Origin of the sequence: Allorhodopirellula solitaria (assembly GCF_007859855.1) — a bacterium.
GTDB classification, from domain to species: domain Bacteria; phylum Planctomycetota; class Planctomycetia; order Pirellulales; family Pirellulaceae; genus Rhodopirellula; species Rhodopirellula solitaria.
Window position 1 is genome coordinate 120,529 of record NZ_SJPK01000010.1, and the last position, 26,527, is coordinate 147,055.

Sequence of the window (26,527 nt, forward strand, 5' to 3'; positions counted from 1 at the left end):
GGCCGGATAACCCCCGCAGTCTAACTAATCTGCCAGCAAAAGCACGGCCCACCAGCACCGGAATCTTAACGAATCAGCGCGACTTCGATCTCCAGCCCTGGGCCAAATCCCAGCATCAGCCAAGGCCGAGGGACCGCGCTCCGAGCGAACTGTTCCAGCACCATGCCCAGGGTCGCTGAGGACATGTTGCCGTGCTGTCGCAGTACGCTGCGTGATATTTGCAACTGTTCCGGTGCCAGACCGAGCGAGGTTTCGACGGCATCGAGGATGCGCACCCCTCCCGGGTGGACAGCCCACCCGCCGATGGAACCCAGGTCCAAACCGTGATCGGCTAACCAACCGCTGAGGTAACTTGCGAGGCTGGCTTCGATCAGCCCAGGGACGCTGGCGCGGAGCGTCATTTCGAACCCATGATTGCCGATCGACCATGTCATCGCATCGCGACTCTCGGGAACCAAGCACGACCCGGTCGCTAGGATTTCAGGGGTGGGGTCTTGTCGATGGTCGGCCGCGAAATCGCGTCCCGCCACGACCGCTGCGGCCGCACCATCAGCAAACAGTGACCCCGAAACGATGCGTTGAGCATCGTATCCGTATTGATAATGCAGCGAACACAGCTCCACGCTGCTGATCAACACGCAGGCTGCCGGATCGGCCGCGACCAGCCCGCGGGCGGTGCGGAAGGCGTTGATCAGGGCATGGCAGCCCATGAACCCAATCTGCACACGCTGAGTGGTCGCTGGCAGGCCTAAGCCCTGGATCAAATCGATGTCGAACCCAGGAGCACCAAACCCCGTGCAGGTAACCGTGATCAGGTGGGTGAATTGCTCTCCATGGCAACCGGCCTGCTCGACCGCGCGGGCCGCAGCGGCCTGCGCCAGCGGCCCCGACTCTTGGACGAAACGTTGATTTCGCGCGTCGGTGGTGGGCCCGTGCGAGTCGACACTCAACGCTTGATAAAACGACTGGGTCACCGTTCCCGGAGTGGGTTCATCCAACAGTACGCTGCCGCGGGTCTCCACGCCTGCCCGTCGGAAGAGCTTCTCGACCGTGTCCGCCTCGCGTGGAGTGCGGCAGGACATCCGCTGCGCTTGCGCCGTTGCCAACGCTCGGTCGGCTTGATGGCGCGGTGTTGCTGAGGCAACGGAAAGAAGGTGAGCCATGCTTGACGTTCATTGGTGGTGGTGAGGATCGAGGTGCTGAGAATCGAGGTGCTGAGCGGTTTGTTCGAAGGTTGCCCCCCGCGCCAGACCACGTGTTATCGGAATCGCCAGCCACGGGGCGTGAGCCAGCCCCAGGCGGGCCGCTCGCCGCAGCCACGCCGAACGCATCGCACGGGTCACGCCACCGCAAAGGATGCGCCGCTTACGCTGAAGTGCTTGCAATTTGTGTTGCCAAAGATTTGCCAGGTCGGATCGAGCGGAAGCACCGTTCCATAAATCCGCGATCGCCAAACCGCTTTCGATCGCCCAGGTCATCCCCTCGCCCGTCATCGGCTCGACATACCCCGCGCAATCACCAATCAGCACCACCCCGTCACGACCGGCGCAACGAGAGCGACGTAGAGGGGGCGCGGTCATCAAATCAGCCTCGTCCCTCAACCACGCAAAAACTTGCTGGCCCATGTTAGCTGAGATTTCCGGGTGGCTCATCAGGAGCGCCGCCAAGCGATCGGCGGGAGCACCGGAACTAGCCTCGCCAAGACGATCGCCGGCCTGGCCGCTCGGCCGCTGCCGTCGGGATCGCAGCGCCGCCGCGATATCAATAGCCCCGCCCGGCAATCGCACCAATCCGACATAGCCCTCGTCACCGCACACCATCTGAATTTCACCGTCCGCGAGATTCCACTGGCGGGCGAGCTGATGCCCTCCAGGCAGGTGGGCAGCAACCCCCAGCGGACCGTGGGGCGGTTGCCGCCATGGCAATTGCCACCTTGGCACATGCGGTGCGGATTCGCCGCCCGGCTGTCCCCCAGCAAACACTCCGCTCAGCCCAGTCGCCACGACGACCAAGTCAAACTCGTCGGTCAACTGCCAGTCACGGCACGATCCCATGTGATTGATGGGCCGGTACCGAATACGCGTTTGCGAGTTCGTAGTGGAGACGACCTGAGCCTCGCACGGCTGCCACACGCGGACGCCAGCCCGCTTGGCTTGATCCAATAGCAACGGGTCCAGCACACTGCGGGAGATCGCGACCCCTGCCGCAACAGGCAAGCGAACCGCTGCACCGCCGCATGGAATGGGCTGAGACCCCGTCGGTGAAGGCCGGGTCTGCAGGTACCCCACCCACTGATTCGTGGGCGTGCCCAGCTCGCGAACCCGTTCTCCGGCACCAATGGCGTCGAGAGCCTGCAGGCCTGAGGCGCCGAGACAGCAACCACAGATTTTCTCCCGAGGAAACACTGCCCTCTCGGCGAGCGTGACGGCGTGACCCAAGTGGGCCAGCCGGATCGCGGCCGTACTGCCAGCCACGCCGGCACCGATAACGAGCACCTGCGAGGGCGAAGATCGGTCAGGGAGAGTCATGGCAAAGCCTAGAGATGTCAAATCGTTGGGGTTCCAGCCGATTTCCTGACGCAGTTTTCGTTCCCCTCTTCGCCCCACCGGGGCAATTCGATGATAGGCGGTGCCCGTTACTCAGCTGGCGGTGAGTTCTCGCAGCGGCTTCGGCGCCAACCCTGCCGAGCGGAACAAGCGGCTGAGGCCGGACATCGTCTGGTGCCAGAGTAGCAGGATTTCGGGCGTGCCGAGGGGGGTGGCATCGCCGCGATCGAGCCCCTGCTCACTGACCCGAATCTCCGGTGCCAAAGTGAGCAGCGCCTCGATGGCGAGGTGCGCGTGCCGATCTCCGTCGCTCAAGTCAGCATCGTCATAGATCCAGCCATGGGGTTTCATGACCAAGTCCATCAAATGCATCGCGGCCGCTTGGCTGTCCATCGCTTCGACGACAACGCTGCGGTTTCCACACTGAACGTAATACTTAGCCATGATAGAGGTCTCTTCCGTGATAGGGGCGATTGGGCAATCAAAAACGAGCCGTGACACCGTGTGAGATGCTCTTGGCTCGACAGTGAATAGGATCGCCGGTGGGTGGACACCTTTGGTCACCGCCACAATTTTCTAGAAATAGCGGCTGTCCATTTACAAAAACCCCCAGTGATGCGTAAACTGTCGGGCTTTCCGTTACCCTCGCCGACTCTGCGTACCCCTCGCCCGTGTTCGATTCCCTCTCTGAAGGCCTGCAATCCGCTTTCAAAAGCTTGTCTGGAAAAGGCAAGCTGACCGAGGGCAATATGCGCGACGGCCTGAAAATCGTCGAACAATCGCTGCTCGAATCCGACGTCAGCTACAGTGTCGTGAAGGAATTCATGGCCCATGTGAGCGAGAAAGCTCTCGGCAAACGGGTCTTGCTCAGCCTTCGCCCGCACGAGGAATTGGTGCGGATCGTCCACGAGGAACTCATCGAGACCCTCGGTCCTGTCGACCCGTCGCTGCATCTCAAAGCCGACCGCCCGACCGTGCTGATGCTGTGCGGATTGCAAGGAAGCGGTAAAACGACGACCTGCGGCAAATTGACGCAGATGCTCCGCGAGCAGCAGATCGAGCCGTTGCTCGTCGCCGCTGACCTTCAACGTCCTGCCGCGATCGAGCAGCTCAAAATTATCGGTGAACAGCTCGGCGTGCCCGTTCACACCGAGACCGACCACCAAGACCCTGTGAAGGTCTGCCAGAACGGTGTCGACCGCGCTCGCCGCGACGGCAACCGCGTGGTGATCCTCGATACCGCCGGGCGATTGGCGATCGACGAAGAGCTGATGGCCCAGCTCAAGCGAATCGACAAGAAAGTTGGCCCCGATCAGGTTTATCTCGTTGTCGACGGCATGACGGGTCAAGACGCGGTCAACAGTGCGGGCGCGTTCAACGATGCTCTCGAGCTCGATGGCGTCGTCATGACCAAGCTCGATGGTGACGCCCGCGGTGGTGCGCTGCTGTCTGTCAAACAGGTGACCGGCGTCCCGATCAAATTCATTGGTACCGGCGAGCGATTTGACGCGCTCGAGCCATTCCGCCCCGAGGGCATGGCCGGCCGTATCTTGCAGATGGGCGACATGGTCGCGGCAGCCCGCGAAGCCCACCGAATTGTCGACGAAAGTGAACGTGAGTCACTCGAAGAGAAAATGGCCTCCGGCCAGTTCTCGCTCGACGACTTCAAAAACTTGATGCAGAAAGTCGCTCAGCCCGGGCTGATGGGGCGCATGATGGGCATGATGCCCGGGATGTCCCAATTCAAAGAGGCGCTCGACAGCGAAGAGGCTGGCGGCCAGATGAAACAGATCATCGGCGCGATCAACTCGATGACGCCTGCCGAACGCAAAAACCCAAAGCTAATCGATGCAGCCCGACGAACCCGCATCGCCGCTGGAGCGGGAGTGCAATCTTCGTCGATCACTCAGTTGATCAAACAGTTCGACACCATGAAACCGATCATGCAAATGATGTCGGGCAAGGGTGGTGGCGATCGGATGGCGATGCTCCGTCAGTTGCAAAGTGGAGCGATGCCGGGCATGGGCGGGGGTGGCGCCAAAATCAAACAATCCACCGGCAAACGCCTGTCGCCCGCCGAGCGGGAAAAACAACGCAAAGAACGCGAGAAGCTCAAACGCAAGATGAAACGGAAACGTCGCTGAGCACCACGGTGATTCTCTGCGTTTTGTGATCAATCGAACCGAAACCCATGTTAACAGTGCCTGTTCGAAAAGGGGTCTGACCCTCTTCGGCGTGGCCACAAATTCAATGAAATCGACTTGCCTCCAAAGGGTCAGACCCCTTTTCGGATAGGCGCTAATTATCTTTTTGGAGACCTGACCGAGATGGCTGTCAAAATTCGCATGAAAAAAATGGGACGCACTCATCGTCCTTTCTTTCGTGTTTGTGCAATGGATCAACGCAAACCGCGTGATGGACGCGTGATCGAGGAACTCGGCTTCTACGACCCGATGTGCCCCGAAACCGACGCGCGTGCCCAACTCAAGAGCGACCGCATCGATTATTGGATCAGCGTCGGTGCTCAACCGAGCGAGAAGTGCGCGACCCTGATCAAGAAGTACGGCACCGAAGGCACGCACCTCGATGCCCAACGTGAGGCACTCGAGCGACTTGGACGCCGCAAGGACTATACCCCGGCGCCCGTTACCGCTGCTCCTCAGCCCAAAGCGGAAGCTCCTAAGCCAGAAGAGCCTGCACCTGCTGCTGAAGAGTCGCCTGCGGCTTCCGAAGCCGAAACGACTGCCTCCGAGTAAGCTGTCCGGCGAGTAAAACCCTGTGAGGATTGACGTTGTTACCCTGTTCCCGGCGATTTTTGACGGTTACCTGACGCAAAGTTTGTTGCACAAGGCAATCGTCCGAGGGCTGGTCGACATCCAACGTCATGATCTGCGGCAGTGGGCCGAAAACGTACCTCATCGCAAAGTCGATGACCGTCCGTTCGGCGGCGGCCCGGGGATGTTGATTCAAGTCGAACCCACGATAAATTGTGTTCGCGAAATCGAGTCGGATGCTGATTCAGGGAAACCCCCAGTCCCTGCCCGCAGGATCCTACTGACGCCGCAAGGCAAACGACTCGACCAACGCGTGGCAGAGGATCTCGCCACCAGCGAGCGGATTGTTTTGCTCTGCGGTCGATACGAAGGTTTTGACCAACGGGTCCATGATATTTTGGAGCCAGAAGAAATAAGTGTTGGCGATTTCGTACTCAATGGAGGCGAAGTCGCTGCCATGACCATCATCGATGCCGTCGTGCGGTTGATCCCCGGCGTCCTTGGCGATGAAAACAGCCACCGAGACGATTCCTTCAGCCGCGGAAACCGGATGCTGGAATTCCCCCAATACACCCGGCCTCGTGAATTCGAAGGACACTTCGTTCCCGAGGTCTTGCTCAGCGGTGACCATGCGGCAATTGCCGCCTGGCGGGCTGAGCAAACACTGATTCGAACCAGGACGCGCCGCAGCGATTTGCTCGACGAGTCCTAAGCATCTGCTGATGAGTTTTTCAAAGACGGAGCCGTTTCGGGCGTTCCCCGAAGCACACTGAAAACTTATCGAGCAACGCGTCACCCACTCCATTTTCACAATCTAGCCAGCCCTCCAAAAAGATAGCGAGAAACGTCATGAGCAATGCCATCATGGACATGGTCAACAAGGCCAACCAAAAAGAAGAAGCCCCCAAGTTTGATATCGGCGATACCGTCGACGTACACACCAAGATCCTCGAAGGTGCCAAAGAGCGCATCCAGGTCTTCAGTGGCGTCGTGATCGGCCGCTCGGGCAAGGGATCGCAGGAAATGTTCATGGTCCGCCGCATCGTTGCTGGCCAAGGCGTCGAACGGAAATTCCCTGTTCACAGCCCCCGAATTGACAAGATCGAAGTCAAGCGGAGCGGGGTTACCCGCCGGGCGAAGCTGTACTTCCTCCGCGATCGCGTCGGCAAAGCTGTCCGCCTGAAAGAGCGCCGCCGCGTTTGAGCGAGAGCTTCAATCCTCAACGTCCTTCCCTCGCTCGGGGAGGGCGGTGAATCCGCCGGCCTAGCGTCCAACAGGCCACCTCAGAAATGGAGCGGGACTGCCCGCGAGGCGATACGAGGTAACTAGGAAACCTACCAATGCGCATGGCGTATTGATTTCGCATGTCTGAAGTATAGAGCTGATGAGCGCTGACGCTGAACCCGATTCCGATCCCTCCGCCGGCGGTCGACCAACGATCGCATCGATGGAGAAAGCAGTGTCGGCGCTGGCCCTGACACTGCAACAGCCGATGGATCAGGCGTCCATGAAGGCAACGGACCCCATGGAGGGTACCAACCAAGACCCGTTGGGGCCGTTGTTCATAGGCGCCAAGAACTCAGGGATCAATTTGCTGGAGACGTCTGCTCCTTCAATCGGCGATATCTTCGCAACCGTCCGCCAAGGCTTTCCGCTCACTTTCAGCTTGCCCGACGATCGTTTGGTTGTGCTGCAAAAGCCCGATGGGCGCAAGATCGATTCCGCGGTGATCGGCGACCATGTGGATCACCGCGCCCTGGGCAAATCGGAACTAACGAGACTACTCGGCGATTTGTCGCAGGTGAGAATGTTGGTTGCCAAGAAAGAATTTGAGTGCGATTCGCTCTCAGCAACGTCTGGTCATGGCCAGCAGAAACCATCCGGCGATCGCCCCACTCCGCTGCGTCGTCTGATCGCACTGCTGCATCTCGATCGCCGCGATATCGAGCTGGTCACTCTGTTTGCGGGCGTCTCAGGAGTCCTGGGTTTAGCGACGCCTCTGATCGTCGAAAGCCTCGTCAACGTGGTCAGCTGGGGTGTTTATTTCCAGCCCTTGTTGGTCTTGGCCAGCATGCTGCTGATCTGTCTGGGGATCGCTGGTTTTTTGAAGGTGCTGCAGACCTGGGTCGTGGAAATCATCCAACGCCGGCAGTTTGTTCGTATCGTCAACGACTTGGTGCACCGGTTCCCCCGCGCCGACCAGGACGCGTTCGCGGAGAAATTCCCCCGAGAGTTTGCCAACCGCGTGTTCGATACGGTCACGATTCAAAAAGCGACCTCGGTCCTGCTGCTCGACGGTGTATCGATCGTGTTGACGACGATCATTGGATTGTTGCTGTTGGCGTTCTACCATCCCTTTCTGCTCGGTTTTGACATCGTCCTGGTGTTGGCGATGATCTCGATGACGTGGATCTTGGGACGCGGTGGTGTCGTGACGGCGATCGATGAATCGGGGTGCAAGTACCGCGTCGCGCACTGGCTGCAAGATGTGATCGCCATGCCCAACGCCTTTAAAATCGGCGGAGGCGAGCAACTGGCGATCCAGCGAGCCAACCAGCTGACAGTCGACTATCTCAATGCTCGCAGCCGGCAATTCAGTGTCGTGATTCGGCAGGTCATTTTTGCAGTGGGGCTGCAGGTGGTGGCTTCGACAGCGTTACTCAGCCTTGGCGGCTGGCTGGTAATCGACGGCCAATTGACGCTCGGGCAACTCGTGGCCAGCGAATTGGTTGTCACCGTCGTCGTCGGTGCCTTCGCCAAAGCAGGTAAGTCTTTGGAAAAATTCTATGACCTGATGGCTGGCATCGATAAGGTCGGTTACCTGCTCGATATCCCAGTCGACCCTCGCGCCGAGGTCGGTGAGATTCCGGCCGGCCCCGCAGAGGTCTCATGGTCCGATTTGGTGTTCGACTCGCCCACTGGCCGATCGCGGGTCTCGACAACCTCGCTGTCACCCGGTTCGACTGTTGCGATTGTTGGTGACGATCCGAGTGGACAATCACGGCTCGCACGCGCCTTGGGCGGATTAGCCGCTCCCACCGCAGGACTGATTCAGATCGCTGGCTACGATGCCGTCGAAGCGGCGCTTGGTGCTCCGGGAGAAATCGTCGCGTATGCGGGAGAATCCTCTCTGTTTGACGGAACACTCCGAGAGAATATTGACCTGGGGCGGGGTGGCATCGACCACAGCCGCGTCCGCGACGTTCTCCGCGAAGCTGGGTTGGGTGAAGTGATGCTGCAACTCAAGAGTGGACTCAATACGCGGCTGCTATCCGATGGCCGGCCGTTTTCAGTTGCCCAACAATCTCGGCTGATGATCGCTCGCGCGCTCGCCTCGCGACCACGGTTGTTAATCATTAATGGTCTGCTCGACGGGTTGGGCGAAGCAGGACGCCAAGAAATTTGGAAAAGCATTGCTGCCGATGGGGTTCCCTGGACACTCGTCATCGTAACTCATCAAGAAGATGTCGCTCAGTGGTGTGACAATCGAGTCACCGTCCGAAAGTAAATGCCCTACCCAATGAGCCGATGGCTAGAAGGTTTCGATTCACACCAACGCCCACATCAACGCTCCGTCTGTCTGTTTGTCTTTCTCTGCTAGCTTGAACCATGATCAGTACGCCTGAATCGACCGACGATTTCCCGACGCTGCAAATGGTCCGTACCGGCCGGATCGTACGGATGATTGGCAAATTAGCCTTCGCGGCATTGGTGATCTCCATGGTGGCGATGGTCTTCGTGCCGTGGCGACAGACGGCGCGCGGTCTCGGCACCGTCGTCGCGCTCGATCCCCAACAACGCCCACAACCACTGCTCAGCCCCTCGATGGGCGTTGTTAGCTACGTCAAGCCTGGTTTGCGGGAGGGTAGCTATGTCAACAAATCCGAGCTGCTCCTGCGGCTGACCCCGTTCGCAATCGACGCTGTCGATCAATTGGAAACGCAGATCATTGCGATGGAATCGAAAGAGGCCTCCGCGTTGGCCAGCCTCGAGGTGGCCAAACAATCGGCGGACCTGCAAGAGAGCAGTGGCCGCAGGATGGCGGAATCACTCAGACAGGAATACCAAGCTGCCCACCAGAAATGGGAACAGGCCAAGAACGAGGTCACCTCACTGCAGGCCGATCTCGAGGATAAACGCAACCAGTTACAGATCGCTGAACGCGTCGCCGAACAGGGCTTGGTCTCCCGTGAGGAGCTATTCTCCAAACGCCGAGCGGCGGAGTCGCAGTCCGCCAAGGTCTTGAAAGCGGAAAATGCGGTGGCGGAGGTTTACGCATCATTGCTGTCCAAAGAAGAGCAGATCGAAGCAAAGAAGCAAGAGATCGACATCAAGAACCGCACCGCGAACCAGAAGGTTCTCGAAGACATGCAAAAGATCAATAACATTGAAAAGGAGATCCTCGACCTTCGCAATCAACGCGGCCAGATGGATCGGTTGGAAATTCGTGCCCCCCGCTCCGGATACATTCAACAATGGTTCGGGGTCGAGGGCAGCGATACGATCAAACAGGGCGATCAGCTATTCGTCATCGTGCCCGACGCCGATGAAATGGCAGTGGAGCTGAAGATTCGTGGCATGGACATTCCGTTGATCCAAACGGGGGACCCCGTGCGATTGCGGTTCGATGGATGGCCAGCAGTGCAGTTCGTCGGCTGGCCATCAGTCGCCATCGGAACATTTGGCGGTAAAGTCAACCGAATCCTCCCAACTGACGACGGTGCCGGATATTTTCGTGTCGTCGTCACGCCTGATAATCATTTTGAGCGGGAGCAGGGTTGGCCGGATGACCGATACCTACGGCAGGGCATCCGTGCAAATGGATGGGTTTTATTAAAGCGAGTGCCACTAGGCTACGAAATATGGCGTCAATTGAACGGGTTCCCGCCAGTCGTGGCTGGCGACGAACCGGGAACATCCAAAGAGAAAAAGGCAGTCAAGGTCAAGTTGCCCAAGATCTAGCTGCGCACTTTCTCTCGCTGGAGCCCCCGAATCATCACCATGCTTTAACAAGCCCGGGCCCCCTCCAATCCGTCTCCAGAGTGGGCAGCCCGGGGTTTTCGGGCATCGCGACTGCTCTCGCCGGTGTCCTGGTGGCGGCATTGTTTTCACCGAACGCGCCCGCTCAGACGCCCGAGCTCCGTTCGGCACGGCAGCGGGCGACAGCCGATTCAAACGATTCTGAATCCTTTGCTAACTTTCTAAGCATGGTCCAGGACGATGAGCGAGAGCCCGCCCAGACCGCGGCACCGCTGCCGAACCCACCCGCATCCGCTCCCGCCACGGCGCGGACCGATGGAGCGGCCGCCGGGCCACCGCAAACCCTCGCGCCGGGTGGCAACGTTGCGCCGGCAAATGTCGTTGGATCGCCCGATACCGTTGCCTCGCCCGAAATCATCGCGGCACCTGAAGGCGTTGCTGCCGAAGAAGCCCATGGCGAATCACTGACACTGGCTGATGTCGTTGCCAGTCTGTACCAATCGTTCCCAAAGATCGAGCAAGCCCGGCAATTGCAACCAATCGCTCAAGGTGATCTGACGTCTGCCTATGGCACCTACGACACCAAGTTCTATGCCGAATCGCTCAGCGAGCCTACGGGTTACTATCGCAACTACCGCAACGAATTGGGGCTTGCCCGGCGGACCTGGTGGGGCGGGTACCTTTCGGCCGGATACCGGATCGGCCGCGGCTACTATCAGCCATGGTACAAAGGGCGCCAGACCGATGATGCTGGCGAATTTAAAATCAAAGCGGCCCAGCCTCTCCTGCGTGGACGCGCGATCGATGCCGAACGCGTCGCAGTCTTCCAAGCCTCGCTCCAACGAGAGGCAGCTCTTCCACGGCTGCAGCAAACCATCCTAGAAACGTCACGGCAGGCCATCGACCTGTACTGGAAATGGGTCTCCGCCGGGTCAATCTTGCAAGCCCAGCGGGAACTGTGGGAGCTCGCCGAGAAGCGAGGAAAACAGTATGAGGTCGGAGTGCGGGCAGGCAAATTTGCAGAGATCGACCTGATACTCAATCAACAATTGATCGCCGAACGCCGAGCATTGCTGCTCAAGGCGGAACAAAAGTTTCGCGAACTCTCCTTCAAATTGGGGCTGTATCTGCGAGATGAAACGGGACAGCCAATGCCGCCGGATCACCAATGGCTACCCAAGCGGTTTCCCGATATCACTCCCCAACCTCCCATCGATCTGCAGGCGGATCTAACTGCCGCGATCAGCCGCCGCCCCGAACCGGAGTTGCTGCAGTTGGAGATGCGCAGCACGCAGTGGGACCGGCGCCTCGCCGATAACGACCTTCTACCCAACTTCGATTTCATTTCCGAGGCCTCCCAGGATATGGGAGAGCAGGCAACCTATGCGGACGATAAAGGCGAGTTCGAACTGATGATCGGATTTGAGAGCCACGTCCCGATCCAACGCCGCAAGGCGCGTGGTAAGATCCAATCCACCTCCGCCAAGCTCAATCAGATCGATCAAAAGCTTCGGCTGACCTACGATAAAATTGCCGTGGAGCTGCAAACCCAATCCAACCGACTGCAGCTGGCGACCCAAATCGCACGCGAACTCGATATCGCCCTGGAAGCGGCTCTGGAGACACTCCAACGCTACCGTTTCGCGTTTGACAGTGGCAAAATCGATCTGATCTACCTAAACCTGTTGGAAACCAAAGTCAACGAAACCGAGATCAAGCTGATCGAGGCGCAGCGTGAATGGTTTTCGGCCCTGGCCGAACTACAGCTTGCCCTCGCACTCGACCCGTTGGACCAAGCCATGCTGATTTCCGATTTGCCCGAAAGCCAAATGTTGGGCCCAGGCCATCTCGAGGTGCCACCGCCACCCGATGCCGAACAACTCGAAGCCGATTGGAAACGTCACCGCAACGCGCCGTAGGCACCTGGATCATTCAGATTCCCCGTTGGCTTGTGCGACGGGAACTCTTCTCGGAATTGAGTGGCAGGCTACCGAGTGCCGAGACCGATCCAACGTAGTGGATTTTCTGAGGATCGCGGTAGGGCCGGCTGTTGCCAGCCGCCCCCCGCACAGATCCGTACGTGAGCCTTGACTCATACGGCTCCTCTGTTGGGTCAGACGATCGCGACACGCCATGGGCACGGTGGCCGGAAGTGTCGCTACCTGTCGTGATTTCCCGTGACGCTCCAATTGATACTTGGTCCGGCTCAGAGTCCGGAGCATCGACGGCAATTCGGCAATACTTCCCTTCCGTGAGGTCCCTTTCCTCGACGGACTCCGCCACTGCGGTCGCAGCTTTGTTCGCCCGCGTCGATGATGTAAGCAGGTCGGGGTAGTTGTTTCGGTCTATTAGCCGGTGGGCGTTAGCCCCGGTTCCTTCAACGCTTCGCGTTTGGCGGCAGAAAACCGGGGCTAACGCCCACCGGCTAATTGAGTTATGCGGAAAAACTTCCCCAGACGTGCTTAGTAGCCGCCAAGTTGTTCGGTCGTTTTGGCAAACGGGCCGTCAATGATTTGTCGTTGCCCACTACGAATGCGGACACAGGTCGCAGGCGTTACCGAATGCAACGGAGACGAGGCGCCCCACTTTCCTTGCGCTTCCAGTTCGTCGCAAATCTTCATGGAATCAAGCATGCACTCAGTCCGCTCGCCCTCGGTCCATCCATCCTCTGAGCCGTAGATCAGCAGCATGTATCTCATCTTCCGCTCTCCTTTGTTCCACGTTTGATCGGTTGGTTGGCGCAGGGTCCAAACGCCAACTTCAATATCTCTGATCGTCGTAGTGCGATTCCGAGCCACGCGACGATCCCAATGATCAGTGGAAAGTACCACGGTTCGCCGACGCGAAAATGGGTGAGGATGGCTCCGCCGAGGTATCCCGTCATCAAGATGGCTCCCAGAAAAGACGTCCGCGGGATCAGGTAAATCAATGTCACGGTGATTTCCAGTGCAGCGATTGTGGGAATCAGTTCGAGAGGCAATCCAAGTTTCGCCATCATCTCGTCCTTGCCAGGGAAGTCGAAGAATTTCGGGATGCCGCTGGCGCCGATCATGAATAGTCCGACCAGCACGGTAAGCACCCAGCCAGTGGTCCACCGTTTTCTTGATACATGCATCTGTTGGTTCCTGTGCTTTCCTGATTAGATTTGCGGTTCTTCGCCGGCATGGGGTTGGGACAACGTTTGACCCACTGGATCGCTTGCTCCATCGAATCGACTTCCCACTACCAATACCCAGCGATCAATTCTTTGGTTTCTGCGAAGGGTCCGTCGGTCAAAGTGCGTTTTGATCCGCTGAAATGAACTCGCACACCTTCATGACTGGGTTTCAAACCGTCGCCGGCTTTCATGATGCCTGCTTTGACGAGTTCTTCATTGAACTTGCCCATCTCGGCCATCAATTGCTCGCTGGGCAGTTCACCTGCTTCAGAACTCTTGGCCGCTTTGACCATTACCATGACTCTCATCGACTACTCTCCAGTTCGTTTGTTGAACGGTGGTTTTTGAATGTCTGCCTTACTCTTGCATGCTGCTGGGGTCCATCCAAAGCATCTCCCAGACATGGCCATCCAAATCGGCGAGGCGACGGCATTGATCTCGTGAATTTTGCCGACGAATCCATATGGCGGCAACCAACGCGTCAAGGCGTCAGGGTCGAGGAAGGCCTTGTAGACTCGCTCGGGCGGGGCTTTCAGCACGCGATGCAGTGTGACGGTATTGGAGGTAGCAGACATGGAAAGGATTCTCATGTTTTGTGGTGGTTGTTTAATGGTTAGTCGAATCGGTTTCGCTCAAATCGACACCCCTCAAAAAAATCTGTTCAATGGTGGTCTGGGCGAGGTTTCGCCCCTGTGGATTCGACAGCATTCACGGGTGGGCTGACGTTGACGAATCATGAAATATCACACTGGCGTTTTTCACTGTCGTAGTCATCGTGAAGTCGCCACCACCTGTATGGCTCACTCTGTGGCCAGCCTGTGGGTGAGTCCTCCCATTTTTCCTGCCGTCCGTATGGGGTCAGGTCAAGCAACCTAAAATTGGTGTCGAACAACTCGCCGCCCCGGTTCGTTGTGAAATAGGTGCGGTAGATACGATTGACGTCGTCACGAATGAAAACATTGGCGGCAAACCCCTTGCCGGCACCGAACGCATCGGCGAATCTTCGACCGGGATCGGTGTACCACGGCGCATTCCAGTTCATTCGCTGCTGCAATGCTGCGATCTCTGTTTGGGGGGCCGGGGAAGTAAAAACGAAAGTCGTGTCACGCGCATGGACGTGGGCCAGGTTGTGCCCAATGTTGTCCATCACCATGGAACAGCCTTCGCAGGGAGCGACTCCCGGTTCCAGCATCGCACAGTAGGCGATCAATTGGCGACGGCCTTCGAACAGGCCGAGTAGGCTTGTGTTGCCGCCTGGCCCTTTAAACTCGAACTGCTCATTGACCTTGACCATTGGCAGCAGACGGCGTTTGGAAGCGAGTTTGTCGCCAGCGCGCGTGTGAGCTTTTTCGTGCTCCAGCAGTTCAGAGAGTGCTTGTTCCCACTTTTCGTTGGAAACGATGTCAGGCAGAGCGAGCTTAGTCATGGGATTCTCCTTCCACGGCAGTTTGACGTTCTTCATTCATCCAGGTGATTTCTTCGTTGGCGGCTCGAATCTCAAACGGCCCGGCGTTCAGCCCGGGATGATTCGACATCAAAGCAATTGCATGGTTTGACTCCCAAGTTCTCGTTTCCTCAGAACAGGACGTTTTCCGTTCCTTCAACAACTGGTCGATCGGAGACAGACGAAATCGACAGGAGGCCGAAGAAGAAACGAGAAATTTGCGGCTTATCCGACGGAAGCGTGCGCCCGAGGTTTTCAAGGCATGGCTCCCGTATCGAAGGATTTATTTGTGGGATGTGATTATCAATTTTAGACTGGCACTGCCGGGAGAAACGGAGCCGAGCTTTGCAGAGGTGCTGGCTTGGCGAGGGATATCTCGGTCGCCAGCGTTTCCCTGCCAAAGCGGTACGCCAATGGTGTTGTCGGTCCCTGGCGAGCGTTTGTTCGTCAGGGACGCATTTTTGAACGATCATCGGATACGAGAGCCATGCGTCAAAAAACCTTCCGCTGGGCTCTGCGCACGCTTCCGTCGGATGAACCATATTCGCCCGCCCTTCGTCGAACTCACGCTTTCGCCTGCAATTCCAACAGCTTGGCCTCAAGGAATCGCCGCTCAGGCTCCTGCACAGCCAGCTCCAATGCACGGCGGTGCTACCGCTGCCTTGTCGAGTTGGCCTGTCTGGCGAAGCAACTCGCCTCTTGTGGAATGCAGCAGGTCCGTCAACGAAAGCACGATTCCAGAGTGAACGATCCTGAACTTCCAGCAGAATGATATCGCCCTCGTTCGACATCCGCGTTTGCCGACGCGATTCGTACCTTCAATCGTAGACAAGTATGTTGCTCATACTCGCCACATAGGCGACACCGCAAATTACCCTTTTTGGACGGCCACATCGAGATCATCGAGTCAGAGGGAATTGAATCGTGCTCGTGCTCGTGCTCGTGCTCGTGCTCAGTCACGTCAGCGACGGTGCTCGCAATCGAAACCAGCCTCTATGTCCGAGCAAACACCTGCCCCCGAACGACTCGACATTTAGCGGTTGGTATCGTCACGCTCGCGACCAATGGTTGCGTGCCGCACGATCGATTCCGCCCAACATTGCAAAGGGCAATGACAAACGAAGCCAGAAGGGTCGTGCCCGGCTTCTCGACATCGCACGCAGGTCCGCCTTGGAGTGTGCCAATATCCAAGACGTGCTGTTGAGGACCAACGGAATCAAAATGAAAGGCGATGCGGCAAGGAAAGCGATGCACTACCGGATCGTCGCGGGTGCTGACTCGAATGGCGATGTAATTCGATGGTGTCGCGGAGTTCGGCGCGGAGTATCATGCTGGGATCGATTACGAGCACCGCTTCGCTGAGCACGAGCACGAGCATGACGCAAGCTAACCAGGTCGATCTGAGTCGCATCTGCTGGGCGAGAGGTCTATCAGTTCAGCGTCTCGGCCACCATCTGCTATTGCGATGCCGTGAAGCCCATGGCAACTCCGTTGGCAAAGTGCTCGCCCCTCTCTTTCTTCAACCCAAGGCTTTCAGAGGACCGCCCCCGTTGGGGCGAAAAGGCAGAACAAGACGAGCTTAGGTCAATGCGATCATTTCGATCGCTTCGGGCAGCGCCAAACACTCTTGCTCAAACACCCTCGCAGCCAAACTGTCGGGGGTATCGTCGGCGAGCACGGGGCAGGATCGTTGATGGACAATGGGACCGTTGTCGTACTCATTGTCAACGAAATGGACCGTGCATCCGGTGATCTTCACGCCCCGCTCGATCACCGCCGCATGCACCCGGCTGCCGTACATGCCTTGGCCTCCGAAGGCGGGAAGGAGCGAGGGGTGAATATTGAGCACGCGGTTTTCGAACGCATGGGGTATCAAAACGTGTTTGAGGAAGCCCGCCATGACGACGTATTCAATGCCTAACTCGCCGAGCGGGGCGAACATGGCTGCGCTGTACCCGTTGGCATCGGGATAATCACGCTGGCGGATGATCTGGGTTTCAATACCCGCCTGTCTCGCAATCTCGACGCCGCGGACGTCGCTGCGGCTACTGATCACGATGCGAATGTCAATCGGTAGTCCGTGCTGATCACGATGCTCGATCAAATTAGCCAACGTGCGGCCACTGCCGCTGAGGAACACGGCGATCGGGATCGTTTGGGAGCGGCTCGACGCGGACATCAATCATTTACCCTGGTTACAAACAGTTCGCCATTCTCGATCTCGACTGCCTCGACACTCGGCAGCCCATCCATCACAAGCTGACGAGCCAAAGTCTCTTGGCAGATCATCTCGCGATGACATTCGATCGCCTTGCGGATGTCGGCGTCTTCGGTGACCACACCGACTTCGATTTGATCAGTGTATTCGCAGCCGATCTCTTTTCTTTGGCTCTGGATCGCCCGAATCAAGTCCTTGGCGATGCCTTCGCGGCGAAGCTCCTCGGTGACCTCGGTATTGAGAACGACCACGCAAGAGGCGCCCTGGGCGGCGGCCCAACCCTCGCGTGCCTGCAATCGCACCTCGATGTCGTCGCTGTCGAGTTCCAACGTGCTGCCGTCGGGCAGCGATAACGAAACCGTGCCGGTCGTCTGCAGCTGGCTGAGCAGTTCATTCCCATCGGCTTCGCCGAGCAGCTTTTTGACAGCCGGAATCTGCTTGCCCACCTTCGGCCCGAGCCGTTTGAAATTCGGTACCACGCTGTACTGCACATAGTCGCCACCGTCGGTGGTGTAGGCGACCGATTTGACGTTGAGTTCTTCCCGCACGAGCGAATCGTGTGATTGCAACCAAGCGATCTGGGTGTCCTCGCTCAACACCACCTCGACTGCCGCGAGCGGTAGGCGAACCTTGAGTTTGGCATCGGCGCGAGCGGCCCGTCCCAGCGATGCGATCTCACGGAGCACCTTCATTGAAGTCGACAACTGCGTGTCGACGCGTGTCTCATCCGATGCGGGATAGTCGCACAAATGAACGCTGGCGAGGACCCGATCACCGAACGGGCGCGTGAGTTCCTGCCACAGTCGCTCGGCCAGAAACGGAACGAATGGAGCGATCAGCTTGGTGAGCTGGACGAGGACTTCATACAGTGTCCAATACGCATCATGCTTGTCAGCGGACTGGGAATCCTTCGCCCAAAACCGGTCACGGCTGCGGCGGACATACCAATTGCTCAACCCATCGAGCAGCGAAGTGATCGCAGCACAGGCGTTGTAGTTGTCGAGACGATCCATGCGATCGGTGATCGTGCCAATGGCCACGTTTAGCTCCGAGAGGATCCAACGATCGATTTCACTGCGCTGCGAAGCCGGTCGATAGGTCGGTGCCGAGGCAAGGCTTTCGGGGGTCAGTTGATCGTCGGCGTCGGTGGCCGTGGTGGGATCGAAACCATCGATCTCGGCATAGATCGTGAAGAAGCTGAATGTGTTCCAAAGCCGCAACAGGAACTCGGGGATGGAGTCGCGGATCGCGCTGTCGGAATAGATGATCGAATTCCACGGAGCTTGATTGGCGAAGAAGTACCAACGCATCGCATCGGCGCCGTAGCGGTCAAAGATCTCCGAGGGGCTGCGGTAGTTCCGCAACTGCTTGGACATCTTGCCGGTCTTCTTAGTGAAAGACAGTCCCGCATGCTCGGCAGTTTCCTCCTGCGTCAGCGCGACCACCTTCTTGCCGTCTTCGTCCGTCGCCTCGAACCACTGTGACAGCATCAAGCCGAGCACGATGCAGTTGCGATAAGGATGGGGGTAGGCCTGCTCGGAGCGCCGGTCGGCGAGTTGGGTCGATGCGCCAGCGGAACCGCTCGGTGCCCCTGCAGAACCGCTGGCTGCCGAATCACTCACATCGATCGACGCTCCCTCGCCGAACAACATCGTACTGATCGCCAATTGGCTGTAGAACCAACCTCGGGTTTGGTCGATCGCTTCGCTGATGAAATCGGCAGGAAACTGTTCGGCGAATTGATCGGCGTTCTGGTGTGGCCACCCCCACTGAGCAAACGGCATCGCGCCGCTGTCGTACCAGCAATCGATCACCTCGCTGACGCGTTTCATCCGCGCACCTTCGGCGAATGGCGACGCGTAGGTGACCGCGTCGATATACGGCTTATGCACACAGAGATCATCGGCCAATTCCGGATTGGCTCGCTTGGCTTCCTCCCAGACCTCGGTTCCCTGCACGTCCGGTTTCGCCAGCACCTCATCGTAGCTGCAGACCGCTTCCATTCTGCCGGTCGTTTCGCAAACCCAGATCGGCAGCGGCGTACCCCAGTATCGTTCGCGTGAGAGCGCCCAATCGACGTTGCTGTCGAGGAAATTCCCAAACCGTCCGTCACGGATGTGCTCGGGCTGCCATCCGATCTGCGAGTTGTTCTTCAACATCAGATCGCGGAACTGGGTCGTGCGGATGAACCAGCTCTCGCGCGGGTACTGGATCAGTGGATCCTGGTCCGCCCGCCAGCAGAACGGATAATCGTGCAAGTACTGTTCTTGGTAGAGCAGTTTGCCGCCGTCGCGAAGCTGCCGCGTGAGTGCCTTGTCAGCCGACTTCACCCATTCGCCTTCCATCTCGGGAAACTCAGCAGTGAATTTTCCGTCGGGGCCAACGGCGCACAACAGGTCAGGGGCTTCGCCCTCGGCGAATCGGCTGCGTTGCTCACTGAACACCTCGTAATCCACTTCGCCAAAGGCCGGCGCCAGGTGCACCAGGCCGCTACCGGAATCCGTCGTGACAAAATCCGCCGCGACGACCCGCCAATACCAATGTTCTTGACCACCTGATTTCAGCGCACCCTGTGGATCGCTCAACCGATCGTGGTAGTCGGCGAAGGGGGGTTCGTAGCGACGGCCGACCAGCGATGCACCGGAGACGGTCTCGACGACGTTCAATTCGCGTTTCATCTTGGCCGCGAGGGTTTCGACAAGGGCTGCGGCGAGCACGAACTGTTCGCCCGTTTCGCCGTCCTCGACGACCGCATAGTTCAGGTCCGCTTTCACCGCCGCATACATGTTGCTGGGCAGGGTCCAGGGCGTCGTGGTCCACACAACGAGCGATCGTTTAGGGGCGGCGTCCGACGCGGCGATCAACGGGAAGAGCACATACACGCTGGGGTCGGCCACCTCGCGATACCCCTGGCCGACTTCACCGGCAGACAACGCGGTGCCGCCCTGAGCCCACCACCACACGATCTTGTGCCCCTGATAGAGCAATCCGCGATCGAACAGATTCTTCAGGCTCCACCACACGCTCTCGACGTAGGATTGACGGTAGGTCACGTACGCCTCGCCGAGATCGACCCAAAAGCCGAGCCGGCGGGTGAGCGTCTCCCACTGCTGCATGTATCGCCACACACTCTGTTGGCACTTCTGGATGAAGGGTTCGACCCCGTATTCTTCGATCTCCTCTTTCGAGTGAATTCCGAGTGCTTTACCGACCTCCACCTCGACGGGCAATCCGTGGGTATCCCAGCCCGCTTTGCGTTCACACCGGTAGCCCCGCATCGTTTTATAGCGAGGAAAAACGTCCTTGATCGCCCGGGTCAAGCAGTGGCCTGGGTGCGGCATCCCGTTCGCTGTGGGTGGTCCCTCGAAGAAAACGAAGGTGGGCGCGTCGGCCCGTCGAGCCAGCGATTTCTCGTAAATTTGCTGCTCATCCCAAAATGCCAGCACCTCTTCTTCGAGCGCGGGAAAAGAAGGGCTCGCCGCAGCGGCGCGAAACGCCTTTTCCGCAGCCGATGGGGTGGGATCAGTGGAAGAGGGAGCAGGGCCGGGTTTCGCGGACATCGAAAACCAAAACGTAGAGGAACCAGGACGGAAATGGAGTATCTAGCAGGACTCCAAAGCAACACTTTAGGTTCTCCGCGACTTTTTCCCCAGCCCCGATCGTTTTCGCGTCGCCAATGGAACAATTCGGCGTGTTGTCACGCCGGGGACTGCGTTGTCACGCCGGGGTACGTAGCTTCGTGCGGATCGCCGCGACGACCTCGCGGGGGACAAATTTGGCGAGATGGTCATCATCGTCGCTGATCATCGCAATCTGCTTGAGCAACGAGCTGCTGACGTGGGCAAACCGCTCGTCAGCCATCAGAAACACGGTCTCGATGGCGGGATCGAGCTGCCGGTTGGCCATCAGCATGGTGAACTCGCCCGCGATATCCGTCAGCGGGCGGATCCCCCGGACCATCACACCGGACCCGAGCGAGCGCACAAAGTCGACCGCGAGCGTATCGAATGTTTCGACACGAACATTGGGGAGCTCACGGGTGACTTCCGAAACCAGCTCGACACGTTCGTTGATATCGAAAAGCGGTCGCTTGTCAGCATTGATACCGATGCCGACGACGAGCGTTTGAAAAATCTTCGACGCGCGCTCAATGATATGCAGATGGCCCGAGGTGATCGGATCGAACGATCCCGTGTACACCGCGATGCGGTGAGAGAGTTCGCTGCGGTCCGAACGCGACTCAGTGGGGATGGAGTCAGACAAGAGAGGAGGTCCCTGAATTGGACGGGGAGTTTGAGATCAAATCGGCCAGACGGTGCAGGTCAGCGTCGTCATTGTAAACATGAACGCTGGCCCGCACGCCCCCGCCACGGCAACTGACGACGACATCGTTGGCCAGCGCACGCGAACGGAAATCAGCGGGGGATTCACCATCGACCTCGAACGTCACGATGCCGCTGTCGTGGGTCGGGGCGGGCGAGTTGTCAAAGAGCAGCTTGCCACCCCGCTCGGCGATCAAGCTGCGCAGCCGGGCGGATCGCTCTAGCACGCGATCACCGATTGCCGACGCGCCATGGCGGCGTGCGACTTCGACAAACATTTCCAAGGAGGCAGCAAACGCCATCAACCCCGGCATGTTCGCGGAGCCGGTTTCGTACCGCGCCGCATCTTCCCGCAACTCCAATTCCCCAGCAGCAAACAGGTGGGCATTGCGGACGCTGGCCCAACCGACGTTCTGGCATCGCAACAACGACAGGTGACGGCGACGGATCACCGCCACGCCCGCGCCCTCGGGGCCGAGCATCCATTTGTGCCCATCGGCCGATAGAAAATCGACATCGCAACTGCGGAGGTCGAGCGGGAACATCCCCATGCCCTGGATCGCATCGACGAACACGAGCACACCGCGGCGGTGAGCCTCGTCCACCAATCGCTCGAGATCGATACGAAATCCGCTCGCGTAGCCCACCCAACTGACCGAAACCAAGCGAGTCCGATCGTCCATCGCCGCGATCAAATCGTCCACCTCGACGCGTCCCTGACGGCGCGGCACGAGTTTCACCTCGACGCCCTCTGACGCCAGGTTCAGCCACGGGTAATGATTGCTGGGGAATTCACCCTCAGGCAAGACCACGTTGTCGCCGCTCTGCCAGGGATAGCCGCCTGCGACAAAGTTGATCCCGGCGGTCGTATTGGGAATCAGTGCGACTTCGTCTTTCTCGCAGTGAATCAACTCCGCCGTCAGGCTTCGCAGCGACTCCACCTTGGCCGACCACTCCAACCAATGGACATCGCCGCTGGTCGCTGCCATCTCGGTGTAGTCGCGCAGGGTTTCGGCGGCCGGCTGACTCAGTGGCGCGACCGCGGCATGGTCCAAGTACGCCCAACGGCGCGCCACCGGCATTTGATCACGCCACCATGTCCAGACCTCGTCGAGTTGGCTCGGGCAGGGCTCCCGGGTCAGCGAATCGGTCACGGCTTGCTCCCGATCATCATCCCCAATCCAACTCGGCTGGCGGCGATATAGGTGAACTGCACTTTTTCAAAGCCAGCGCCGCGGAGTTTCTCTTCGGCCGCCTTTAGCTCAGGGACCGAACCCTCGGCTGACTGCACCTGCAAGCGAAGGGCTTCGAGTGATTCCGATAGTGTGGGGCGATGCGGGCCTTGGAACGAGTCGATCACCACGATTCGCCCACCGGCTTTCAATCCCGCGCGGCAGGAGGCGAGAATCTCATCAATCTGCGCGGGGGAATAAGCGTGCAGCCGCTGCGCGATCACGATCATGTCATAGGTATCGGGATCGAGAGAGATGCCGAGCACATCGCCAACCTTCGTTTCGAAGCGATCCTTCAATTCGATCGAGTCCGCCATCGATTGGGCAGCGACCAAGGCTGCCTCGCTATCAACTGCAGTGATGTGAATCGCGGGTTCGCGAAAGGCCATCGCGCAGCTCCACACGGCCGACCCGCAACCGAGATCGAGCAATTCGAAGGGTTCGCTCGCGGCCGAATCCGTGACGATCTCGCCAGTGACCGTACCGGAGGATGCGTCCACTTCCGACTCGCTCTGGGCAGCAATTTCAGGGCTTTCGCCAGTTGTTTCAACGCTCTCTTGGTCGGGTCCAAATCCAAGAATTTCGGCCGCTTGCATGGCAGCGGGCGTATGCACCCACTGAGTGGCGGCCACCGCATCGGCCCGCAACCGCAATTGCTCCGCCGGGTCGACTTGCCCGGGGGTCTCCCCCGGTGCATCGCTTGGCGATTTTTTGAGGGCATCGGCTAGCTGTTCCCAGGTCGCATCACCGAGGTCGGTGTCGTACTGGCAGAGCAACCGGGCGGTGGCCGAGAGGGCATAGTCCTCTTGATACTGCTCGATGATCCCGACTGGAATCAGCGACTTCAGCAGCAGGAGCAGTCGCTGCTCGGGAATTTGCAGTTTCTCCGATAGCTCCGGCAGCGTTTTCTGGCCGGATGCGAGCTCATCCAACAACCCAACCGTCCGCGCGGCTCGCAAGAGATGCGACGTCGCGTTGATGGTCATCAGTTCTTGATAGCGATCGATTGTGCGGTCTTGATTTGACATGATTACCATTCCTCCCCACGCAAGCGGGCGATTTCCATCGCGTCTTTGTCGCCGCGACCGGACAGACAGACGACGAGATGTTCCTTGGGAGACATCTCCGCGGCAATCTCGATTGCCTTGGCGACAGCATGGGCTGTTTCGAGGGCACACAGAATGCCTTCGGTTCGGGCGAGTTGCTCAAACGCTTTCATCGCTTGGTCATCCCGGCAGCCGACGTACTCGGCCCGCTGGGAGTCCTTCCAATAGCTGTGTTCGGGGCCGACGCCGGGATAGTCCAGCCCCGCGCTCATCGAATGGACGTCACAGGTTTGCCCGTCTTCGTCTTGCATCACGTAGCTATAGCTACCGTGCAAGACACCGGGGTTGCCGTAGGACAGCGGTGAGGCGTGATCGCCCGCGGATTCGGATCGCCCGCCCGCTTCGACACCGACCATTCGCACCGACTCGTCTTCGACAAACGGGAAGAACATTCCGGCCGCGTTGGAGCCGCCGCCGACGCAGGCGACCAAACAATCGGGCAACCGCTCGAAGGTATCGCGGCACTGTTCGCGGGTTTCTCGACCAATGATCGCTTGAAAATCGCGGACCATCATCGGGAAGGGGTGCGGTCCGATCACGCTCCCGATGATGTAGTGGGTGTCCTCGACTGACGACATCCAGTCCCGCATGGCTTCGTTGACCGCGTCGCGTAGCGTTTTCGAGCCGCTCTCGACCGGAGACACCTTTGCTCCGAGCAGCTGCATGCTGAACACATTGGGTTTCTGGCGTCGGATGTCTTCCGAACCCATGTAGACCGTGCAAGGCAGTCCGAAATGGGCACAGGCAGTCGCCGTGGCGACCCCGTGCTGGCCCGCCCCCGTCTCAGCGATCACGCGTTTCTTGCCCATCCGCAACGTCAGCAAGGCTTGCCCGATCGTATTGTTGATCTTGTGAGCACCGGTGTGATTGAGGTCTTCGCGTTTGAGCCAAATCTGGGCCCCGCCGACATTCTCGGACAGCCGCCGGGCGTGATACAGCGGGCTGGGCCGGCCCACGAACGTCTTGAGCAGCCCGCTGAGTTCACGCTGAAACTCCGGGTCCCGCTTGGCGAGATCGTATTGCTCGGCGAGCTGATCGAGGGCGTTGGTGAGCGTTTCTGGCACAAACCGCCCACCAAAATCCCCAAATCGGCCCTGTGGGTCGGGAACCTGAGCAGACGCGGCGGCAATTTTCGAAGCGGAGGGGTCAGCTGTGTTCATTCTATCTCAGTGGGTGATATCGGCAGTGGATGGCTCAATTGTCACGGCAAACGAAAAGCGGGTCAACGCGACCGACTCCGCGATCAGCAATTTCAGGATGAAAGAAACCGGCCGCGTGAGGCGAAAACGCTACAATGAAAGAACGTCCCAGACGGACTTTGCTGTGATGCGGGGCAAGCCCACATGGGAGCGGGGTGAAAGCTCCATTTTCTAATCACAAAACAGAGTTTCCTGTCAGGCAAGCTGACAGGGGATCCGGTTTTGTGAGGAATCAACAGCGACATCCCCCCGCCAATCCGGGGCCGCCAGAGCAGCCTGCTCCGTGAGTTTCCAATCCAATTCCCTAATTCCCATGCCACGAAAGGGAGCCCTGCGATGTCTCCGAAAAGTATGAAAGCGATACCGTTTCACTGCGGCATGGCGACGCTCACGCTACTGCTGTCGACGACCACGGTTGCGGCGGCGGACCTTGAAATGGTCGATGGCTACGGAAATATCGCCGGGGTGATCGACGCCAGCCGCAAGGGGCTGATGGTGACAGAGAACTCGGGCAACCGATTCTTCTACCGCCGCGCCCGCCGCTACGATCTGCCCGACGGCCGGTATCTGGGCTTCTACAACGAAACCCTCAACCGGATCATCCGCTTCCCGCGTAGCGGTCGAGGACCGGTCGAACGCGCTGACCTGGATTCGATCTACCCTCAATTCGTTCCCGCCAGCGTCAGGGTCCGGCCGATTGGCAGCGGCCCGGGATTCGCCCCCTATCTCCCCACGTGGCTGGAGACATCGTACCAGTTCACGGCTCCCGGTTATCGCTTCTACAGTGGGACGATTTCAGGCGGCCCCGGCTATGGCGGCTTTCGGTATGGCGGCCCAGGCTATGGAAGTTGGCCCGCCCTCGGTGGCTACTATCGCAGTGGCGTTTCATTCTCCGTCGCATCGCCCCTCGCCGTCCCAGCGGCACCGATGATGCCGACTCTGGCCCCTGCCCAGCCCCAATCCACTCTGATCGAGTCGCGCGTGGTTGATAACGGTACCTTGGACCCGGTCGAAGTCGAGTTTGTCAATTCGCAGAACGAGACGTTGCTCGTCGTACTGACCGATGCCCGCACCCCAGGTAAGAAGGCCCAGTATCAAATTCAGCCCGGCGGCAGCCAACGCGTCAAACTGCCACGCAGCGCCGGACAAACTCGTATTGATCGCTATCAGTCATGGGACATCGCAGGCGATCCCGTGGAGCGAGAAGTCCGAGTCGCGATGGAGCCAGAAGCGCGATATCAAGTAGCCGTCGATCGGACCCGGATTCAATCCATCGCCATCGACCGCACCGGCAAGAGCCCCAATGTGATCGAAGACATCAACATGCAGAGTGTCCCCGTGGGCGTCTTCACCCTGCCACCCGGTGACCAGCTTGTGTCGGGCAAGATCGACCTTTTCGACGCAGCGACCCGCTAGGACCGCAACAGTCCCAGCAGAGACCTTGTCTTTACCCACGAAACCGGATCCCCTGTCAGCTTGTCTGACAGGAATCTCCGTTTTGTGATTAGAACAATAGAGCGTTTGCCCCGCTCCCATGCGGGCTTGCCCC

Annotated in this window: 23 protein-coding genes; 9 read left to right on the forward strand and 14 right to left on the reverse strand. The window is 58.8% G+C overall.

All coding sequences use genetic code 11. From position 1 onward, the window contains the following. Positions 1–65: 65 nt before the first annotated feature. The 3 genes from CA85_RS17680 to CA85_RS17690 all read right to left on the reverse strand — a co-directional run bounded on the left by CA85_RS17680 (position 66) and on the right by CA85_RS17690 (position 2,990). Positions 66–1,163, reverse strand: coding sequence for a type III polyketide synthase (locus CA85_RS17680; protein WP_186775026.1), 1,098 nt, complete (start codon positions 1,161–1,163; stop codon positions 66–68). A gap of 9 nt (positions 1,164–1,172) precedes the next feature. After that, the gene (locus tag CA85_RS17685) at positions 1,173–2,528 is read right to left on the reverse strand and encodes an NAD(P)/FAD-dependent oxidoreductase (protein WP_146392682.1); all 1,356 of its coding nucleotides are present in this window, start codon (positions 2,526–2,528) and stop codon (positions 1,173–1,175) included. Between the two features lie 111 nt (positions 2,529–2,639). Continuing rightward, entirely contained in the window at positions 2,640–2,990 is a 351-nt protein-coding gene (locus CA85_RS17690; protein ID WP_146392683.1) for a hypothetical protein, read from the reverse strand. Positions 2,991–3,217: 227 nt separating this feature from the next. Here CA85_RS17690 and ffh point away from each other — a divergent pair, with 227 nt between their 5' ends. The 7 genes from ffh to CA85_RS17725 all read left to right on the forward strand — a co-directional run bounded on the left by ffh (position 3,218) and on the right by CA85_RS17725 (position 12,219). Then, positions 3,218–4,690 carry a signal recognition particle protein gene (gene ffh / locus CA85_RS17695; protein ID WP_146392684.1) on the forward strand — a complete coding sequence of 491 codons (1,473 nt, stop codon included), beginning with the start codon at positions 3,218–3,220 and terminating at the stop codon, positions 4,688–4,690. Positions 4,691–4,891: 201 nt separating this feature from the next. Next, entirely contained in the window at positions 4,892–5,302 is a 411-nt protein-coding gene (rpsP, locus tag CA85_RS17700; RefSeq protein WP_315852718.1) for a 30S ribosomal protein S16, read from the forward strand. Between the two features lie 22 nt (positions 5,303–5,324). Next, on the forward strand, positions 5,325–6,032 hold the full coding sequence (trmD, locus tag CA85_RS17705) for a tRNA (guanosine(37)-N1)-methyltransferase TrmD (RefSeq protein WP_146392686.1): 708 nt from the start codon (positions 5,325–5,327) through the stop codon (positions 6,030–6,032). Positions 6,033–6,169: 137 nt separating this feature from the next. Further along, the gene (gene rplS / locus CA85_RS17710) at positions 6,170–6,523 is read left to right on the forward strand and encodes a 50S ribosomal protein L19 (protein ID WP_146392687.1); all 354 of its coding nucleotides are present in this window, start codon (positions 6,170–6,172) and stop codon (positions 6,521–6,523) included. A 181-nt stretch (positions 6,524–6,704) separates the two neighbouring features. Next, positions 6,705–8,828 (forward strand): ATP-binding cassette domain-containing protein, encoded by a 2,124-nt coding sequence (locus tag CA85_RS17715; RefSeq protein ID WP_146392688.1) that lies wholly within the window; start codon positions 6,705–6,707, stop codon positions 8,826–8,828. Between the two features lie 101 nt (positions 8,829–8,929). Then, positions 8,930–10,282 carry an HlyD family secretion protein gene (locus CA85_RS17720; RefSeq protein WP_146392689.1) on the forward strand — a complete coding sequence of 451 codons (1,353 nt, stop codon included), beginning with the start codon at positions 8,930–8,932 and terminating at the stop codon, positions 10,280–10,282. Positions 10,283–10,413: 131 nt separating this feature from the next. Continuing rightward, positions 10,414–12,219 (forward strand): TolC family protein, encoded by a 1,806-nt coding sequence (locus CA85_RS17725; protein ID WP_246112923.1) that lies wholly within the window; start codon positions 10,414–10,416, stop codon positions 12,217–12,219. A 543-nt stretch (positions 12,220–12,762) separates the two neighbouring features. On the opposite strand, the gene CA85_RS17735 is transcribed toward CA85_RS17725, so the two are convergent. The 5 genes from CA85_RS17735 to CA85_RS17755 all read right to left on the reverse strand — a co-directional run bounded on the left by CA85_RS17735 (position 12,763) and on the right by CA85_RS17755 (position 14,883). Then, positions 12,763–12,999, reverse strand: a complete 237-nt coding sequence (locus tag CA85_RS17735; RefSeq protein WP_146392690.1) for a YciI family protein — start codon at positions 12,997–12,999, stop codon at positions 12,763–12,765. After that, entirely contained in the window at positions 12,996–13,415 is a 420-nt protein-coding gene (locus tag CA85_RS17740; protein WP_146392691.1) for a DoxX family protein, read from the reverse strand. The genes CA85_RS17735 and CA85_RS17740 overlap by 4 nt, the downstream gene beginning before the upstream one ends. Positions 13,416–13,522: 107 nt before the next feature. Continuing rightward, the gene (locus CA85_RS25780) at positions 13,523–13,765 is read right to left on the reverse strand and encodes a YciI family protein (protein WP_246112924.1); all 243 of its coding nucleotides are present in this window, start codon (positions 13,763–13,765) and stop codon (positions 13,523–13,525) included. Between the two features lie 3 nt (positions 13,766–13,768). Beyond that, positions 13,769–14,032: an SRPBCC domain-containing protein gene (locus CA85_RS17750; protein WP_146392692.1), complete on the reverse strand. Its 264-nt coding sequence runs from the start codon at positions 14,030–14,032 to the stop codon at positions 13,769–13,771. A gap of 158 nt (positions 14,033–14,190) precedes the next feature. Next, positions 14,191–14,883, reverse strand: a complete 693-nt coding sequence (locus CA85_RS17755) for a DUF899 domain-containing protein (protein WP_146392693.1) — start codon at positions 14,881–14,883, stop codon at positions 14,191–14,193. A 966-nt stretch (positions 14,884–15,849) separates the two neighbouring features. On the opposite strand from CA85_RS17755, the gene CA85_RS17765 reads away from it, so the two are divergent. Continuing rightward, the gene (locus CA85_RS17765; protein WP_246112941.1) at positions 15,850–16,263 is read left to right on the forward strand and encodes a four helix bundle protein; all 414 of its coding nucleotides are present in this window, start codon (positions 15,850–15,852) and stop codon (positions 16,261–16,263) included. 217 nt (positions 16,264–16,480) lie between these two features. On the opposite strand, the gene purN is transcribed toward CA85_RS17765, so the two are convergent. The 6 genes from purN to trpB form a co-directional block, all read right to left on the reverse strand. Then, entirely contained in the window at positions 16,481–17,080 is a 600-nt protein-coding gene (gene purN / locus CA85_RS17770) for a phosphoribosylglycinamide formyltransferase (protein ID WP_146392694.1), read from the reverse strand. Next, complete coding sequence (ileS, locus tag CA85_RS17775) at positions 17,080–20,679, reverse strand: isoleucine--tRNA ligase (protein ID WP_146392695.1); 3,600 nt, start codon at positions 20,677–20,679, stop codon at positions 17,080–17,082. The genes purN and ileS overlap by 1 nt, the downstream gene beginning before the upstream one ends. A gap of 157 nt (positions 20,680–20,836) precedes the next feature. After that, on the reverse strand, positions 20,837–21,319 hold the full coding sequence (gene coaD / locus CA85_RS17780; RefSeq protein ID WP_146392759.1) for a pantetheine-phosphate adenylyltransferase: 483 nt from the start codon (positions 21,317–21,319) through the stop codon (positions 20,837–20,839). A gap of 55 nt (positions 21,320–21,374) precedes the next feature. Then, positions 21,375–22,523 (reverse strand): aminotransferase class V-fold PLP-dependent enzyme, encoded by a 1,149-nt coding sequence (locus tag CA85_RS17785; RefSeq protein WP_146392760.1) that lies wholly within the window; start codon positions 22,521–22,523, stop codon positions 21,375–21,377. 68 nt (positions 22,524–22,591) lie between these two features. Then, positions 22,592–23,701, reverse strand: coding sequence for a class I SAM-dependent methyltransferase (locus tag CA85_RS17790; protein WP_146392696.1), 1,110 nt, complete (start codon positions 23,699–23,701; stop codon positions 22,592–22,594). A 2-nt stretch (positions 23,702–23,703) separates the two neighbouring features. Then, positions 23,704–24,939: a tryptophan synthase subunit beta gene (gene trpB, locus CA85_RS17795; protein ID WP_146392697.1), complete on the reverse strand. Its 1,236-nt coding sequence runs from the start codon at positions 24,937–24,939 to the stop codon at positions 23,704–23,706. Between the two features lie 375 nt (positions 24,940–25,314). Between trpB and CA85_RS17800 the strand changes: the two genes are divergently transcribed. Further along, the gene (locus CA85_RS17800) at positions 25,315–26,394 is read left to right on the forward strand and encodes a hypothetical protein (protein WP_246112926.1); all 1,080 of its coding nucleotides are present in this window, start codon (positions 25,315–25,317) and stop codon (positions 26,392–26,394) included. Positions 26,395–26,527: the final 133 nt, after the last annotated feature.